The 15984-nt window shown below is 35.9% G+C and carries 15 protein-coding genes; 12 read left to right on the top strand and 3 right to left on the bottom strand.

What is annotated here, in order from left to right:
* The first annotated feature begins 248 nt into the window (after positions 1-248).
* From D7004_RS08130 to D7004_RS08145, 4 genes are read left to right on the top strand one after another with little or no spacing between them, the layout of a single operon-like run.
* The gene (locus D7004_RS08130) at positions 249-1583 is read left to right on the top strand and encodes a dihydroorotase (protein WP_123205382.1); all 1335 of its coding nucleotides are present in this window, start codon (positions 249-251) and stop codon (positions 1581-1583) included.
* A gap of 32 nt (positions 1584-1615) precedes the next feature.
* Positions 1616-1816, top strand: a complete 201-nt coding sequence (locus D7004_RS08135) for a DUF2683 family protein (RefSeq protein WP_123205383.1) — start codon at positions 1616-1618, stop codon at positions 1814-1816.
* Between the two features lie 51 nt (positions 1817-1867).
* A complete protein-coding gene (locus D7004_RS08140; RefSeq protein ID WP_123205384.1) occupies positions 1868-2131 on the top strand; it encodes a Txe/YoeB family addiction module toxin in 264 nt (87 codons plus the stop codon).
* Positions 2131-3204, top strand: a complete 1074-nt coding sequence (locus tag D7004_RS08145) for a DUF3810 domain-containing protein (RefSeq protein WP_123205385.1) — start codon at positions 2131-2133, stop codon at positions 3202-3204. Before D7004_RS08140 ends, D7004_RS08145 begins: the two co-directional genes overlap by 1 nt.
* 57 nt (positions 3205-3261) lie before the next feature.
* Here D7004_RS08145 and miaE read toward each other — a convergent pair whose 3' ends face one another.
* Positions 3262-3843: a tRNA-(ms[2]io[6]A)-hydroxylase gene (miaE, locus tag D7004_RS08150; RefSeq protein WP_123205386.1), complete on the bottom strand. Its 582-nt coding sequence runs from the start codon at positions 3841-3843 to the stop codon at positions 3262-3264.
* A 93-nt stretch (positions 3844-3936) separates the two neighbouring features.
* Here miaE and D7004_RS08155 point away from each other — a divergent pair, with 93 nt between their 5' ends.
* The 4 genes from D7004_RS08155 (at position 3937) to D7004_RS08165 (ending at position 9408) form a co-directional block, all read left to right on the top strand.
* Positions 3937-5160, top strand: a complete 1224-nt coding sequence (locus D7004_RS08155) for a glycosyltransferase (RefSeq protein WP_123205387.1) — start codon at positions 3937-3939, stop codon at positions 5158-5160.
* Between the two features lie 288 nt (positions 5161-5448).
* On the top strand, positions 5449-5703 hold the full coding sequence (locus D7004_RS20485) for a hypothetical protein (protein ID WP_167459449.1): 255 nt from the start codon (positions 5449-5451) through the stop codon (positions 5701-5703).
* Between the two features lie 421 nt (positions 5704-6124).
* Entirely contained in the window at positions 6125-7981 is a 1857-nt protein-coding gene (hscA, locus tag D7004_RS08160; RefSeq protein ID WP_123205388.1) for a Fe-S protein assembly chaperone HscA, read from the top strand.
* A gap of 395 nt (positions 7982-8376) precedes the next feature.
* Positions 8377-9408: an LLM class flavin-dependent oxidoreductase gene (locus tag D7004_RS08165; protein ID WP_123205389.1), complete on the top strand. Its 1032-nt coding sequence runs from the start codon at positions 8377-8379 to the stop codon at positions 9406-9408.
* A gap of 112 nt (positions 9409-9520) precedes the next feature.
* Here D7004_RS08165 and D7004_RS08170 read toward each other — a convergent pair whose 3' ends face one another.
* A complete protein-coding gene (locus tag D7004_RS08170) occupies positions 9521-9961 on the bottom strand; it encodes a DUF4395 domain-containing protein (protein ID WP_123205390.1) in 441 nt (146 codons plus the stop codon).
* Between the two features lie 111 nt (positions 9962-10072).
* On the opposite strand from D7004_RS08170, the gene D7004_RS08175 reads away from it, so the two are divergent.
* From D7004_RS08175 to D7004_RS08190, 4 genes are read left to right on the top strand one after another with little or no spacing between them, the layout of a single operon-like run.
* Positions 10073-12448 (top strand): DUF2339 domain-containing protein, encoded by a 2376-nt coding sequence (locus D7004_RS08175; RefSeq protein ID WP_123205391.1) that lies wholly within the window; start codon positions 10073-10075, stop codon positions 12446-12448.
* Positions 12426-13658, top strand: a complete 1233-nt coding sequence (locus D7004_RS08180; RefSeq protein WP_167459450.1) for a DUF3999 domain-containing protein — start codon at positions 12426-12428, stop codon at positions 13656-13658. The genes D7004_RS08175 and D7004_RS08180 overlap by 23 nt, the downstream gene beginning before the upstream one ends.
* Positions 13659-13675: 17 nt before the next feature.
* Entirely contained in the window at positions 13676-14128 is a 453-nt protein-coding gene (locus D7004_RS08185) for a DUF1569 domain-containing protein (RefSeq protein ID WP_123205393.1), read from the top strand.
* A 24-nt stretch (positions 14129-14152) separates the two neighbouring features.
* A complete protein-coding gene (locus D7004_RS08190) occupies positions 14153-15109 on the top strand; it encodes a zinc dependent phospholipase C family protein (RefSeq protein WP_123205394.1) in 957 nt (318 codons plus the stop codon).
* Positions 15110-15259: 150 nt separating this feature from the next.
* Here the strand turns inward: D7004_RS08190 and D7004_RS08195 are convergent, their stop codons facing one another.
* On the bottom strand, positions 15260-15940 hold the full coding sequence (locus tag D7004_RS08195) for a DedA family protein (RefSeq protein ID WP_123205395.1): 681 nt from the start codon (positions 15938-15940) through the stop codon (positions 15260-15262).
* Positions 15941-15984: the final 44 nt, after the last annotated feature.

The raw sequence follows: 15984 nt of genomic DNA on the forward strand, positions 1-15984 counted from the left end.
AAGTTTCTTATATGGTTTCTCTTTTTTTGAAAAGCAATTCCAGTAATTCTTGGGTTACAGCAGCCCTGCCATCCGCTTTACTCCGATGATAACCGAAAGGGTTACCTCTACGTGCTCGCTCCTGTCAGGTTTATTTAACATAAAACAGTACAATAAACATCCTTTCCACCTTTTATCTGCCTAAAACTAATCTGTTATTTCTCAAATCTCATATCTAACTTCTCAAATCTATTTTTAACTTTGAAACCATGAATTCTTACCTGATAAAAGCCGCCACAATTGTAAACGAGGGACAACAAATTGTTGCTGATATATTAATTAAAGATGGATTTATAGCAAAGATTGGTCAAAATCTTTCTGCTCCCGATGCTACTGAAATTAACGCCGAAGGGCAATACCTTTTACCAGGAATGATAGATGACCAGGTGCATTTTCGCGAGCCGGGTTTAACACATAAAGCTGATATTTTTACCGAAAGCATGGCCGCTGTTGCTGGTGGGATTACTTCTTTTATGGAAATGCCCAACACCGTTCCAAATACTTTAACGCAAGCATTATTAGCCGATAAATATAAAATAGCAGCAGAAACTTCACTAGCCAATTACTCGTTTTATATGGGTGCCAGCAACGATAATATCGACGAGGTTTTAAAAACTGACCCAAAAAACGTTTGCGGAATTAAGGTTTTCATGGGTTCATCAACGGGAAATATGTTGGTTGATAATGAAAAAACTTTAGAAAATATTTTCAGTAAAGCACCAATCTTGGTTGCAACACACTGCGAAGACGAGGCAACCATTCGCCATAACCTTGCAGAATTTAAAGCAAAATACAATGACGAGTTAACAATCGATATGCATCCATTAATTCGTAGCGCAGAAGCTTGTTATAAATCCTCATCATTAGCGGTTGAGTTGGCTAAACGTTACCAAACCCGATTACATATTTTACACATTTCTACCGCAAAAGAAATTGCTTTGTTTGATAATTCTATACCTCTTAAAGATAAAAAAATTACAGCCGAGGCTTGTATTCATCACCTCTGGTTTAATGATAAAGATTATGCTGCTAAAGGAAATTTCATCAAATGGAATCCGGCTGTTAAAACAGAAGATGACCAGAAAGGTGTTCTCGCCGGTGTGTTAAATGATAATATTGATGTTATCGCTACCGACCATGCGCCACATACATTAGAGGAAAAAAATCAGCCTTATTCGCAAGCACCATCCGGCGGTCCATTGGTTCAACACGCTTTACCTGCCTTACTGGAAATGCATTTGCAAGGCAAAATTTCACTCGAAAAAATAGTTGAAAAAACTGCCCATAACGTAGTCATTTGCTTTGATATCGAAAAACGTGGTTTCATTCGCGAGGGTTATTGGGCAGATTTAGTTTTGGTTGATTTAAAAGATTCATGGAAAGTAACCAAGCTTAACAATTTTTACAAATGCGGATGGAGTCCTTTTGATGGCGATACCTTCCAGGCAAGCATAACCCACACTTTTGTATCGGGAAATTTGGCCTACCAAAAAGGCAGATTCACAACCGACCAGATTGGCAAACGACTAACTTTTGCAAGATAGAATTGTTATATTTGTTTATTAAGCAATATCACATGGAAACATTAATCATACATCCAAAAAACGAAGAACAAGCTACAGCTTTAAAAGCTGTTATGAAAGCTTTGGAAATTGATTTTGAAACAGAAGAAAGTCCTTATAATCCAGAATTTGTCAATAAGGTGCTTAAGGGAGTAAATGCAAGAAAGGCTGGCAAACCTGGTCAAAAAATCGAAATTCAAGACATTTGGAAATAGTAAAATAAATATCCCTAATTTATTGCATCCCGATTTAAACCAGTTATCGGCATGCATATAGAATTACATGAACAAGCAATTGTTGATTTTGAATTTTGGAAAAAATCTGGGAATAAAGCAATTCTTAAAAAGATTGAACAATTACTTTTTGCCATTCAAGAAAAACCTTTTGCTGGCATTGGAAAGCCAGAACAATTAAAATACCAGTTATCTGGTCAATGGTCAAGAAGAATAAATGATGAGCATAGGATAATTTATGATATTGTCGATGGTATATTACATATTTATTCATTAAGAGGTCATTATAAATATTAATGATAACTCGTCCCACATTCCTCAAATCTACCATTCTAATCAGTATTTCTATTCTGATTTACATCTTAGGTTTATTGCCCTCCCTCATTCAAAAATATTATTCGACGGGTATTTATCCATATATATCTTCTTCTCTACGATTCATTTCCTCCATCTTCCCTTTTGCCATTGGCGATATGGTTTATGCGCTTCTAATCGGATTCGTACTTTATAAAACCTTCAGATTTTACAAAAACAGAAAATCGCTACATAGAAAACACAGGATACTTATTCCATTACAAATTTTAAACTTCTTTTTGATTTTATACATCATCTTCAAAATGGTTTGGGGTTTAAATTACAGTCGACCAAGTGTAAGTGAAGAATTAGGTATTGGAAATGAAAAATATACGGTTAAAGAATTGGTTTTGCTTGGCGATTACTTTGTTAAAAAGACCAATGCTTTAAAGTTAAAACTTCCAAAAACACCAATATACAGTATTAACGATTTAGAAGTCAATTCGACAAAAGCTTATAATTTGATGGAGCAAAAAAATGCTTTATTCACTTATAAAAATCCATGTTTAAAAGCGGTCTTAAATTCATGGATAATCAGTAAAGTTGGCATTGAGGGTTATTATGCACCCTTAACAGGCGAGGCAAACATGAATATGAATCTTCCTGATTTTGTTAAACCCTATGTTTCTTGCCATGAAATTGCACACCAATTGGGTATTTCTTATGAAGATGAAGCCAATCTTTTGGGTTATTTAACTGCTAGAAATAGTCCTGATTTGAATTACCAATATTCTGCCAATTACGAAATGTTAAGGTACATTTTGTTCGAAATTAGAATGAAATCTCCTGACGATTACAAAATACTTCATGATAAATTATCCGCCGGTGTTTTAGCAGATTTTAAAACAGAAAAAGAATTTTGGCGGAAATACAATGGAGAAATGTTCGGCTATATGGATGCCGCATTTGACAGCTTTTTAAAATTGAATAACCAGAAAAAAGGAATCGACAGCTATCAGGATATTGTGATTTGGTTGTGGAATATACATAAGAAAGAGTTGGCAGCTTTCAATTAACAGTTTTCAGTTTGCTATCGCCTAATGCAAGCTGAAAATTATCAACTGAAAACTGACTTACCCATGTATCGCCTCTCGCTTGCCGAAACTCTGTATGAGCTCGCCTTCAAAATCTAACCATTCTTTCCATCGTTTATCTACATCAACATCAACCGAATATTTTCGGGCAAAATTTAAAAACGTAGTGTAGTGACCAGCTTCTGAAACCATTAATTCGTGGTAAAATTTCGCCAATGCTTCATCTTTAATATTCAGTGATAACACGCGGAAGCGTTCACAACTTCTAGCCTCAATCATTGCAGCAAACAAAAGCCTATCAATAAAAGCTTGGTTACGGCTACCATCCTTCTTGCTAAATTTAACCAGGCGACCAACATAATCGTCTTTTCGCTCTCTGCTCAAAGTATAACCACGTTGCTTAATGATATCAATTACCATTTGAAAATGTTGCATTTCTTCAATTGCAATGGCGGTTAATTCTTCCACCAAATCCTGATGTTCAGAGTTTTGAGTGATTAAAGTAATTGCATTTGTAGCCGCTTTTTGTTCGCACCAGGCATGGTCTGATAAAATTTCTTCTAAGTTCGATTCCGCAATATCTGCCCAACGTGGGTCGGTTAATAGTTTTAATCCTAACATCTGGTAATTCCTAATGATTGCAAAATTAAGAATTTCTTGCACAGCCCGCGATTTAAATCATGGCTTATGTTTATTTTGCAGAAATTTTAAACGATGAATGCAAAAAAGTTATTGATTATTGGATTAGTTTGGCCTGAGCCTACCTCTTCGGCGGCGGGCACACGAATGATTCAATTGGTTGATTTGTTTTTGCAAAAGGGATATCAAATTACTTTTGCCTCAGCTGCATCGAAAAGCGTTTTTAGCTTTGATTTTGCTGGTAGAAACGTAGCTGAACAAGAAATCAAACTCAATGATGAAAGTTTCAATTCATTTTTAAAAGTTTGCAATCCGGATATTGTGCTTTTCGACCGTTTTATGGTTGAAGAACAATACGGTTGGCGTGTGCAACAGGAATGCCCAAATGCTTTACGAATTTTAGATACCGAAGATTTACACTTTCTACGTGTTGCCCGCCAACAAAGTGATAAAAAAAGCCAAGGTTTAAATTTATTTTCAGATACCGCAAAGCGGGAAATTGCGTCAATTTTACGTTGTGATTTATCACTAATCATTTCAGAAGTAGAAATGGAAATCCTGAAAGAAAAGTTTAACATCAATCATTCGTTGCTTTATTATTTGCCTTTTTTGGAAAGAGAAATCACTCTAGAACTAGTTAATAACTGGGTTTCCTTCGAAGAGCGGGCTGATTTTATTTTTATCGGCAATTTTCTTCACAAACCGAATTGGAACACTGTTCAAACTTTAAAAACTAAAATCTGGCCAGCGCTCAGGAAAAAACTTCCGAATGCGAGTATGCATATTTATGGTTCTTATGTATCGCAAAAAGTTCTGCAATTGGAAAATAAAAATGAAAAATTCTTTATTCGCGGTAGGGCTAAAAATGCACAAGAAACCATTGCGAAACATAGGATTTTACTTGCTCCTATTCAGTTTGGCGCTGGTGTAAAGGGAAAATTTATTGATGCTATGCAAACAGGTACGCCATCTGTAACCACAGAAATTGGCGCTGAGGCAATGAAAGGCGCTTTAGATTGGAATGGTTTTATTGAAGATGATTTGGAAGCATTCGTTAACAAAGCTGCAATTTTATATGAGGATAAAACTGAATGGCTTTTTGCTCAAAAAAATGGAATTCAAATCATTAACCAACGATATTCTGCTCAGCACTTTATAGATGATTTTATTACAATTATTGAAAATCTTGATTTAACAATTCATCGCCAAAAGAATTTTTATGGGCAAATTTTAAATCATCATACGGTCCAAAGCACCAAATATATGTCGTTGTGGATTGAGGAGAAGAATAGGAAATAGTCCGAAGTATTTATACCGAAGCCAGAGGATATAGTTTGTCTTGGCCAGACGGGCCTTTTTCTTTTTCTTAATAAAAAGAAACAAAAATCAAGCCTTGCATCTGATTTTGTAAAAATTCGCCAAATCGTTATTACAATAATTTGAGGCCTGCCCCAACACTCTTTCCATCTCGGCTGCAAATTATTTGGTTAAGTGGTTTATTGAAAATTTGTGGAAACGATTTAACGCTTTTTCCTAAAATCATATGTTATGCCCTTACGTACTTCGCAAAGTTTTTGCAAATCATTAATGGCAATATTCCCCTCAATTATCAATAACAGCATCTATTTCAAGTGCTGGTTTATCCCCAAAAGCATCTCCACTTCATTAATAAACCTGATTGTCGGGGAAAGCCCAGACTTTTTCTGTTTGGCTTGTACCAAAAGCAGGACTACAGGTACCGAAGAATTACCGAAGCGCTCATTTTCTGACCAGGATTTTAGGATTTTCAGGATAAGGCAGGATTTACAGGGATTATTAGATTTTTGGATTAGAAAGGATTAAAAACTATTCGCTAACGATTCTGGTCATCCGACTTACCGAAGTTCTCCAATTAGCCTATATTGTCTTCCGACTTCGGTCATCCGACTTTCCGACTTTCTCCAATTAGCCTATATTGTCTTCCGACTTCGGTCATCCGACTTTCCGACTTTCTCCAACTTGCCTATATTATCTTCCGACTTCGGTCATCCGACTTTCCGACTTTCTCCAACTTGCCTATATTATCTTCCGACTTCGGTCATCTGACTTTCCGACTCTCTCCAATTAGCCTATATTGTCTTCCAACTTCGGTCATCCGACTTTCCGACTTTCTCCAACTTGCCTTTATTATCTTCCGACTTCGATCATCCGACTTTCCGACTTTCTTTACAACATTAAAACATTTCAACCTAAAACATTGCAACAATCTCCGTAAATTCGCCGCATGGCAAAAATATCAATTAACCTTGCTACAGGTTCGTTTCAAAAGGAAGAAATTATAGTCGGAATAGATTTAGGTACCACAAACAGTTTGGTTGCTTTCATTAATCCCGATAAAAATCCACAGGTTATAAACGATGCCGGGAAGGGATTATTGGTGCCATCAGTGGTGTATTTTAATAAGCAAAACGAAGCCATTGTGGGCAACGAGGCGAAAGAATTCTTAACTACCGACCCTGCAAATACGATTTTTTCGGTTAAAAGATTACTTGGGCGCTCTTACAAAGATGTGGCCGACCATGCAGCTATTTTTTCCTACAAAATTATTGATGATGATACCGATGCCTTAGTCAAAATTCAGGCTGGCGACCGCTTTTACACGCCCATTGAGCTATCTGCAGAGATTTTAAAAGAGCTAAAAGCGAGAGCCGAACACGCTTTGAAAACACCTGTAAACCGTGCTGTAATTACGGTTCCGGCATATTTTAACGATAGCCAGCGGCAAGCAACACGCGATGCAGGTAAGCTTGCAGGCTTAGATGTAATGCGAATTGTGAACGAACCAACCGCTGCAAGTCTGGCTTATGGCATTGGCTTAGACCCATCACAACAAAAAACCATTGCTGTTTACGATTTGGGCGGCGGTACTTTTGATGTGTCGATTCTGCAAATTCAGAATGGAATTTTTGAGGTTTTGGCAACCAATGGCAATACATATTTGGGTGGAGATGATTTCGACCGTGCCATTTTAAACTATTGGCTGGAGAAAAATAATCTGGATATTAATACCGTTGCGCAAGATAATATTTTGATGCAAACCTTGCGCTTAAAAGCCGAGGCAGCCAAAAAAGCCTTATCAACGCAAAATTTATACAACGAAAAAGTTGGTGAAATTTGGTGCACACTGGATAAACAAACTTTCGAACAACTGATTGCTGCCAAGGTCGAAGAAACCATTACCGCCTGCAAAAACGCAATGAAAGATGCCGATTTAACCGCTACAGATATTGATGAGGTAATTTTGGTTGGCGGCTCTACACGCACACCTTTTGTTAAGCAACAGGTCGAAAATTTCTTCGGCAAAACACCACAAGATAATATCAATCCCGATGAGGTTGTAGCACTTGGTGCTGCCATTCAGGCGGATATTTTAGCAGGAAACCGCTCTGATATTTTGCTTCTTGATGTAACGCCACTTTCACTGGGCATCGAAACTATGGGTGGTTTAATGGATGTAATTATTGCCCGCAACAGCAAAGTTCCGACAAAAGCTGGTCGCCAATATACCACTTCGATTGATGGGCAGGTTAACATGAAAATTTCTGTTTATCAGGGCGAACGCGATTTGGTTAAAGAGAATCGTAAGCTTGCCGAGTTCGATTTGAAGGGAATTCCGGCCATGCCTGCGGGTTTACCGAAAGTAGATATAAATTTCTTGCTTAACGCCGATGGAATTTTAACGGTTCAGGCCATTGAATTACGTTCTGGCGTGAAACAGGAAATCGAAATTACACCAAGTTATGGTTTAAGCGATGAAACGGTAGAGAAAATGTTGATTGACAGCATTACCAACGCCAAAAGTGATGTAGAACAACGCATGCTTATTGAAGCACGTAGCGAAGGCGAACAGCTGCTTTACACCGCTGAGCGTTTCATCGAAAAACATGCTGAACATTTAACTACTGAAGAAATTGCAGAAACTAAAATTCATATCGAGGCTTTAAAAACTGCTTTAACAACGCAAGAAAAAGACACAATTTTGAAGAAAGCAGATGAGTTAAATGAGTTTACTCGCCCATTTGCCGAGCGTGTGATGGATGCTGCGATATCGACAGCGATGAAGGGGAAAAAGATAGAGTAAGGAGGTTGAGATTGAGGCTGAGGCTGAGGTTAAGATTGAGGCTGAGATATTAGTTATATTTATGCTATTGAGCTTATATGAACTTATATTCCTTATATGGTGAAAATTAAATAAAAATATTTGGAAAGCACTGTCACAGCTAATCGGTTCCAATAGCCCCGCTTTTGTTTCTGCCGATAGAAAAAATCGGCATCCACGGCAATCGGGTTTATTTTACTCTGGTACACCTAAAAAACTTAAGCTGTATGATGCAAATTACAATTTGCAATTACCTGCAAACTTGTTTTGTAATTGACCATTAATTCAGGTAATCTAATTACAAACTCATTTCTTACCATACATCAAAAATTCTGTTCTGCTAACCGCTTACCTTTGATTTATAAATTTTAATAATTATGGAACTAGGCATTGGCATGTTCGGCGATTTGCAAATCAACGCAAAAGGAGAAATTCAATCCGCCCAACAAAGACTTCAGGAAATTATCGAAGAAATTAAATTGATGGACGAAGTGGGCTTAGATTTTTATGGAATCGGTGAACACCACCGTCCAGATTATGCAGTTTCAAGTCCTGAAATCATTTTAGCCGCAGCAGCTACAGTTACCAAAAACATTAAACTAAGCAGCGCTGTCTCGGTTTTGAGTTCATCAGACCCGGTTAAACTTTATCAAAATTTTGCAACCATCGATTTAATTTCCAACGGCAGAGCCGAATTAATGGCTGGTCGCGGAAGCTTTATAGAGTCATTTCCATTATTTGGTTATAACTTACAAGACTACGATGAACTTTACGAAGAAAAATTAGCGTTACTTTTAAAAATCAATAAAGAACCAAAACTAAATTGGAAAGGTAAATTCCGACCAGAATTGGTTAATCAGGAAGTTTTACCACGAGCCGTTAACGATAATTTAAAAATTTGGGTTGCTGTTGGTGGCACACCTGAATCAGTAGAACGAGCAGGAAGATTAGGTTTGCCGGTTATGTTCGCCATCATTGGCGGGCAACCCATTCAATTTAAACCACTTTTTGATTATTATAAAAAGGTTTATCAGGCTTATGGTCATGATATGAATAAATTTGAAGTTGGTGTACACATGCATTCGCTATTTGGAGAAAGCAATCAGGAAATTGCCGATTACTACTACCCACTTTATTCAGCACAAATGAATAGAATTGGTCGTTCGCGTGGTTGGGCGCCTTACCAGCGCAGTCAATTTGATGCCGGGATTGATAAAAATGGTGCCTTAATTATCGGCGACACAAATCAATCAGTAGATAAAATTTTAGCTATGCAAGAAACGTTTGGTTTAACCCGCTTTTCGGCACATATGGATGTTGGCGGACCATCGCACGCTGCAATGATGAAGTCGATTGAGATTTTTGGAACTCAGATTGCCCCAAAAGTTAGAGTAGCTTTGAAGAAATAATTTTTAGTTTTCATGTTGAGCTTCCCGAAGATTCGGGACAAATCGTCGAAACATTATCTTCAAGGTCTTCGAAAAAGTCAGACTGATAATTGAATTAAAAAAACCAAAACACTTAAGCTTTATTCCTTTTCAACACTTGCAAAAAGGTATAAACATAGCAGCCAACACAGATGGCGAAAAGACTTTCCAGCAAGGCAAAAACAGTCATGATTAGCGTTAACATCATAGCCAATTTGTAGAAACTTAACAAGAACATTGCGGTAATCAACAAGCAAAATACAAAGCCTAAAGTTGCAGCAAACTTTTTGGGAGCTAAATCTTTCATTTGAGGTTTTAAAGATAAAGCGTTAGAAATTCGGATGGCTACAAATTTCAGCAAACTATATTTTCCTGAACCAAATGCTCTTGCAGCAAAATCAAAAGACAATAATACAATTGCCCAATAATTTGAAAATGAGATACTACAAATTGCCAATATTGCAACCATAAAGGCTACAATTCTCACAACATTTTCATTCACTCTTTCTGCTGATATTGGGCAAGATAATTCCATAATTTATTTTTGTAAAGATATTGAATTGTTGCCATCAATAAAATATTTTCCTTAACCTTGTAGAATTCATTCCTATATTTAATATCATAAATTACGCATCAACAATATAGAATGGATAATTCCGAACAGTTAAACCTGCTTTTAATTAAGCTGGAGAATTTATTACTTAGACAACAAGGTTTCGAAGCTGAAATTGAAGCTTTAAAACAGCAAGTTAGAGCGCTCCAATCTGGAACAACTCACATTATTGAAGCGCAAAAAGTGCCTCCGGTAGTAATTGCACCGCCACCTAGAAATACGCCTCCTAATGCTGTTGCTCAAAACTCGGCAGCGCCAAATTCTGTTCCAAGTCCATTTCAACCACGAGTAAACCAACCGCAAAGCAATTTTGCAGATACGTTTAAACGTGAAAACATGGTTAAATCCGATTTCGAAAAATTTATCGGAGAAAATTTAATTAGTAAAATCGGAATCCTGATTTTAATTCTTGGTGTGTGCATTGGTGCAAAATACGCTATCGACCATGATATGATTAGTCCGCTGACTAGGATAGTTTTAGGCTATGCAGTTGGTGCGGGTTTAATGGCTTTTGCCATCAAATTAAAAGAGAAATATGAAAATTTTTCGGCGGTTTTAGTCAGCGGTGCAATTGCCATAATGTACTTTATTACCTATGCAGCCTACGATTTTTATTCGCTCATTCCCCAGGCCTTAGCATTTATTTTGATGGTCGTTTTTACATCGTTTACCGTTGTAGCAGCTATAAAATACAATAAACAGGTTATCGCTCATATCGGTTTAGTTGGTGCGTATGCAGTTCCATTTTTACTAAGCGATGGCTCGGGAAAAGTTGGAGTGCTATTTTCTTATATGGCCATTATTAACATAGGGATTTTAATTTTAAGTTTCAAGAAATACTGGAAACCTTTGTTTTATGCATCCTTTGGTTTAACCTGGGTAATTTTTGTTTCATGGCGAATGGACTTGGGTTCAGACAATAAATTCTTTGGATTATCATTACTATTTTCGACCATATTCTTCCTCACATTTTACATTACCAACCTCGCTTATAAGGTAACCCGAAAAGAAATTTTTGGCTTCAGCGATGTGGTTATTCTACTTTTAAATTCATTCATTTACTACGGAATCGGTTATTTCATCCTTGCAGAAAACAAGAATAGCGTAGAATTATTAGGCTTGTTTACACTAGCCAATGCCATTATCCACTTTGTGGTAAGTTTAATTATCTATAAAAAAGAACTAGCCGATAAAAACCTGTTCTACCTGATTTTGGCTATGGTATTAACATTTATCACTATCGCTATACCTGTGCAACTTAATGGCGGTTGGGTAACCATATTTTGGACGGTTGAGGCCGCTGTGTTGTTTTATTTGGCTCGAATTAAAAACATTACGATTTATGAGAAGCTATCTTTTCCATTGATTTTTCTGGCATTTTTTAGTCTGCTACAAGATTGGACCAGCTACTTTGATTACTATGGCAATGATTCAGCTATCACACCAATATTAAATGTTGGTTTTTTAAGCTCTTGTATTTTCATCGGATGTTTTATCTGGATGTTTAGCGTGAGCAAAAACAAAACCGAAAAACCTGCCGAGTGGCCATGGATGAGGCAGATTTTGAGTTACGCTATTCCATCAATCTTGCTTTTAACGGTTTATGTAACCTTTAGATTAGAGATTTCTAAATACTTCGATAACCTGATACAATCGACAAGAGTTACGCTGCATCAAAGAATTGGTACTGATGAACCAAACTACGAGTTCAACTACAATTACGAAACACTTAAAACTGCCTGGATTTACATATATACACTATTTTTTGCTTCAATATTAACCTATTTCAATATTAAAAAATTGAAGAATAGCGAACTTGCAATTGCAAATTTGACCATCAATTTATTAGTTGTGGTGCTATTCTTAACCCACGGACTTTATACTTTAAGCGAGCTTAGAGATAATTACTTATTTCCAGATAGCAGATATTTCACAATCAGTGCTTTCAATATTGGCATCAGATATATCTCAATGGTCTTTTTTGCATTGCTGATTGTTCAATGTTATCAACTACAAAAATCCGCATTACTTAAAAAGGATTTTAAAACCATGTTCGATTATCTACTTTATATTTCCATTTTGTGGATTATCAGTAGTGAATTGATTAACGTTTTAGAATTATCAGGCACCCAAGAAAGTTATAAATTAGGTTTGAGCATCCTTTGGGGTAGTTATTCTTTATTCTTAATTGGTATAGGTTTAGCAAAAAACAAAAAACACTTACGTATTGGTGCAATGGTATTGTTTGGCATTACTTTAATTAAGCTCTTCTTTTACGATATCTATTCTTTAGGTACAATTGCCAAAACCATCGTTTTTGTATCGTTAGGTGTGCTTTTGCTCATCATTTCATTCCTTTATAACAAGTATAAACATTTAATTATTGATGATGTTAAAGTTGAAGATTAACCTGCTTTTATTGCTTTTACTAATTATTATTGCCGCAAAAGCACAAACTAATACTTACAAATTTAAACGGGATATAGCCGGCGTAAATTCTGTTTGGCATAGCATGAAACTGCCCGACCAATTGTATAAAAATGCGAATGCTGGTTTTGAAGATTTAAGAATTTTCGGTATCAACGGGAAAGATACCATTGAGGTTCCCTACCTTCTAAAGCAACGAGGTGATAAGACTGATAATAAAGAGATTGCCTTTAAACAAATTAATCAGAGTTCAAATCCAAACGGATATTATTACACTTTTCAATCTGACGCAGCTATCACGATTAACCAAATTAATTTGTCTTTCAAACAAGATAATTTCGATTGGCAAATAACACTCGATGGAAGTAACGATAATCTAACATGGTTTTCAATCTTAAAAGATTACCGTATTCTTTCTATCAAAAATAATGATACGAATTATCAGTTTACCAAGTTGAGTTTCCCAAATTCTAACTATAAGTATTTCAGAGTTGCCTTGAAAAGCCCTGTTCAGCCTGAATTATTGGAAGCAAAAATTTCGAAAACCGATACCATAAAAGGAATCTATCAAGATGTAAAATATAAAACTTTTGTAGTCAAAAACGATGCGGTTAACAAAGAAACAGTTATTGATGTTACTTTAGAAAATGCTGTTCCAATAGCTTATCTGAAATTAAATGCCCAAAGTGATTTTGATTTCTATCGTTCGATTAAAATTGAGTATGCAACCGATAGTTTCAAAACCGATAAAGGCATACAATACAATTATGCCAATCTTTTTGAAGGCACAATTAGTTCATTGGAGAAACCCGAATATCATTTCGAAAATACCATCACATCAAGATTAAAAATTACCATTCAGAATAACGATAACAAACCACTCCGCTTAAGCGGGTTGGAACTTAAAGGGAATGTTTATGAAATCATCGTACGTTTCGATAATCCGACATATAATTACGCCTTATATTATGGAAATGAAAAAGTAACATCGCCAAGTTACGAAATTGAGAAATTCGAAAATGAAATTCCTGCCATTTTAACTTCTGTAGCTATTGGCCAAGAACAACAAAATCCTGCATACTCTATCAAAACCGAAAAACCATTATTCGAAAATAAAACTTGGCTTTGGGTTTTAATGGCTGTAATTATAGCATTGTTAGGTTGGTTTTCATTTAAAATGTTGAGGAATTAGAATTAAATTAAAAAAACATGAAAAATATTTTTCAAGCCGAAATAACCAGTGAAGTTATTGATAGAATCAATAAACTTACACCTACCACAACTCCATTGTGGGGCAAAATGAGTGTTTCACAAATGCTGGCTCATTGCAATGTGAGCTACGAATTGGTTTACGATAATATTTATCCAAAGCCAGGAGCATTTATGAAATTCATTTTAAAAAACTTAGTAAAAAGCAAAGTTGTTAGTGAAAAACCTTATCCTGAAAGCAGTCAAACTGCACCTCAATTTATTATCAAGGATGAAAAAGAATTTGAAAAAGAGAAACAACGATTAATAGAATACATCAATAAAACACAACAGTTAGGCGAAAATCATTTTGATGGCAAAGAATCGCATTCATTTGGCAAGCTTACAAAATCAGAGTGGAACAATATGTTTTATAAACACTTAGACCACCATTTAAATCAATTTGGAGTTTAAAAACTCAAGAATAAATTCTCAATCATGAAAAGATTAACGATGTTCATTGCGTTAATCATCCCACTTTTTGTTTGTACTTCTTGGGGATTCTTTGCACATCAGAGAATCAATAACCTGGCGATATTTACTTTGCCATCGGGCATGATAGGTTTCTACAAAAAGAACATTAAATACATCACCGAACACGCTGTCGACCCGGACAAACGAAGGTATGCAGATACATTAGAAGCTCCTCGTCATTATTTAGATGTAGAAAATTATGAAAATTCCATAGATAGCATCCCTGAAAAATACAATGATGCTTTATCTAAATACGGGCAAAAACATTTAAATGCGAATGGCATTGTTCCCTGGCAAATTCAGCGGACTTACTATAGTTTAGTAAAGGCATTTACAAACAGAGATTCAATTAAAATTTTAAAGTATTCTGCAGATTTAGGTCATTACATTGGCGACGCACACGTTCCATTGCACACCACCGCCAACCATAACGGACAACTAACAAACCAGGTTGGCATCCATGCATTTTGGGAAAGTCGTTTACCTGAATTATTTTCTACCGGTTATAATTTCATTGTTGGTAAAGCTAATTATATTGAAAACCCATTGAAAGAGGCTTGGAAGATTGTTAAACACACAAATGGCTTGGTTGACACAGTCATTACTTTTGAGGCACAGCTGTCAAAATCTTTTCCATCAGATAAAAAATATAGTTTTTCCGAAAGAAATAACACCGTTTTAAAGCAATACTCTTTGGCTTACGCTACAGCTTATCACAATAAAATGGAGAAAATGGTTGAAAGGCAAATGCGTTCTGCCATATTAGAAATTGGTTCTTTCTGGTATTCTGCCTGGGTTGATGCAGGGCAACCTGAACTTAAAAATCTAATACGAATCGAACCAGATGAAACTGAAAAGAAACTAGAAACTGATGTGGAAATGAAATATCAAAACGGAAAACCTATAGGAAGAGAGTTGTAAAGAGCCAAAATTTTCATTATTGCACTGTAACCCAGAGCTTCCACAAGTAGTTTTAGGAATAACAGTGGAACGTTTCGACAACTTGTCCCGAATCTTCGCGAAGCTCAATGAACCAACACAAAAAAATCTTATAAGATCATTTATTAAATCCTATTTAGAATCTTCGCTTTCTATAATTTCTTCTATCTTTTTTGGTTCCATTCTGCTTTTAACTGCTGCCCAAATTGCGGGCACGAAAGTTACAACAGCAATAAAAAGTATAACCAATTCAAAGTTATTTTTGATGATAGGAATTTGTCCTAAAAGATAACCTCCTAGCAATAATGCAACAATCCATGCCACACCACCAATGATATTGTAATAGGTAAATTTACCGAATGGCATTTTCGCTATACCCGCTACAAAAGGTGCAATGGTTCTAAAAATTGGGAGAAACCTACTTAGCATAATCGCTTTACCACCGTGTTTCTCAAAAAATTCGTGAGATTGATGATAATATTTCAGCTTTAAAATTTTATTATCTTCTTTAAATACACCAGAACCCAAAACAGTACCCAGCTTATAATTTAGCGTATTCCCGGCGATGGCAGCAACAATTAATATGAGCAGCATTAACCAAATGTTTAAGCCTGTATTGCCACCAGCAATTAGTGCGCCTGCTGCGAAAAGCAAAGAATCTCCAGGTAAAAAAGGGGTTACAACGAAGCCTGTTTCAGCAAATATGATTAAGAATAAAATGAGGTAAGTCCAAGTCTGATAATCGCGAATGATTTCTGCTAAGTGAACATCTATGTGGGCTATAAAATCCCAAAGTTGTTGTAGTAATTCCAATGTTTTTAATTTTATGCAAAAGTAGGAATATCAAACTGATAAAA

It is taken from the genome of Pedobacter jejuensis (assembly GCF_003725795.1).
Taxonomy (GTDB): Bacteria; Bacteroidota; Bacteroidia; order Sphingobacteriales; family Sphingobacteriaceae; genus Pedobacter; species Pedobacter jejuensis.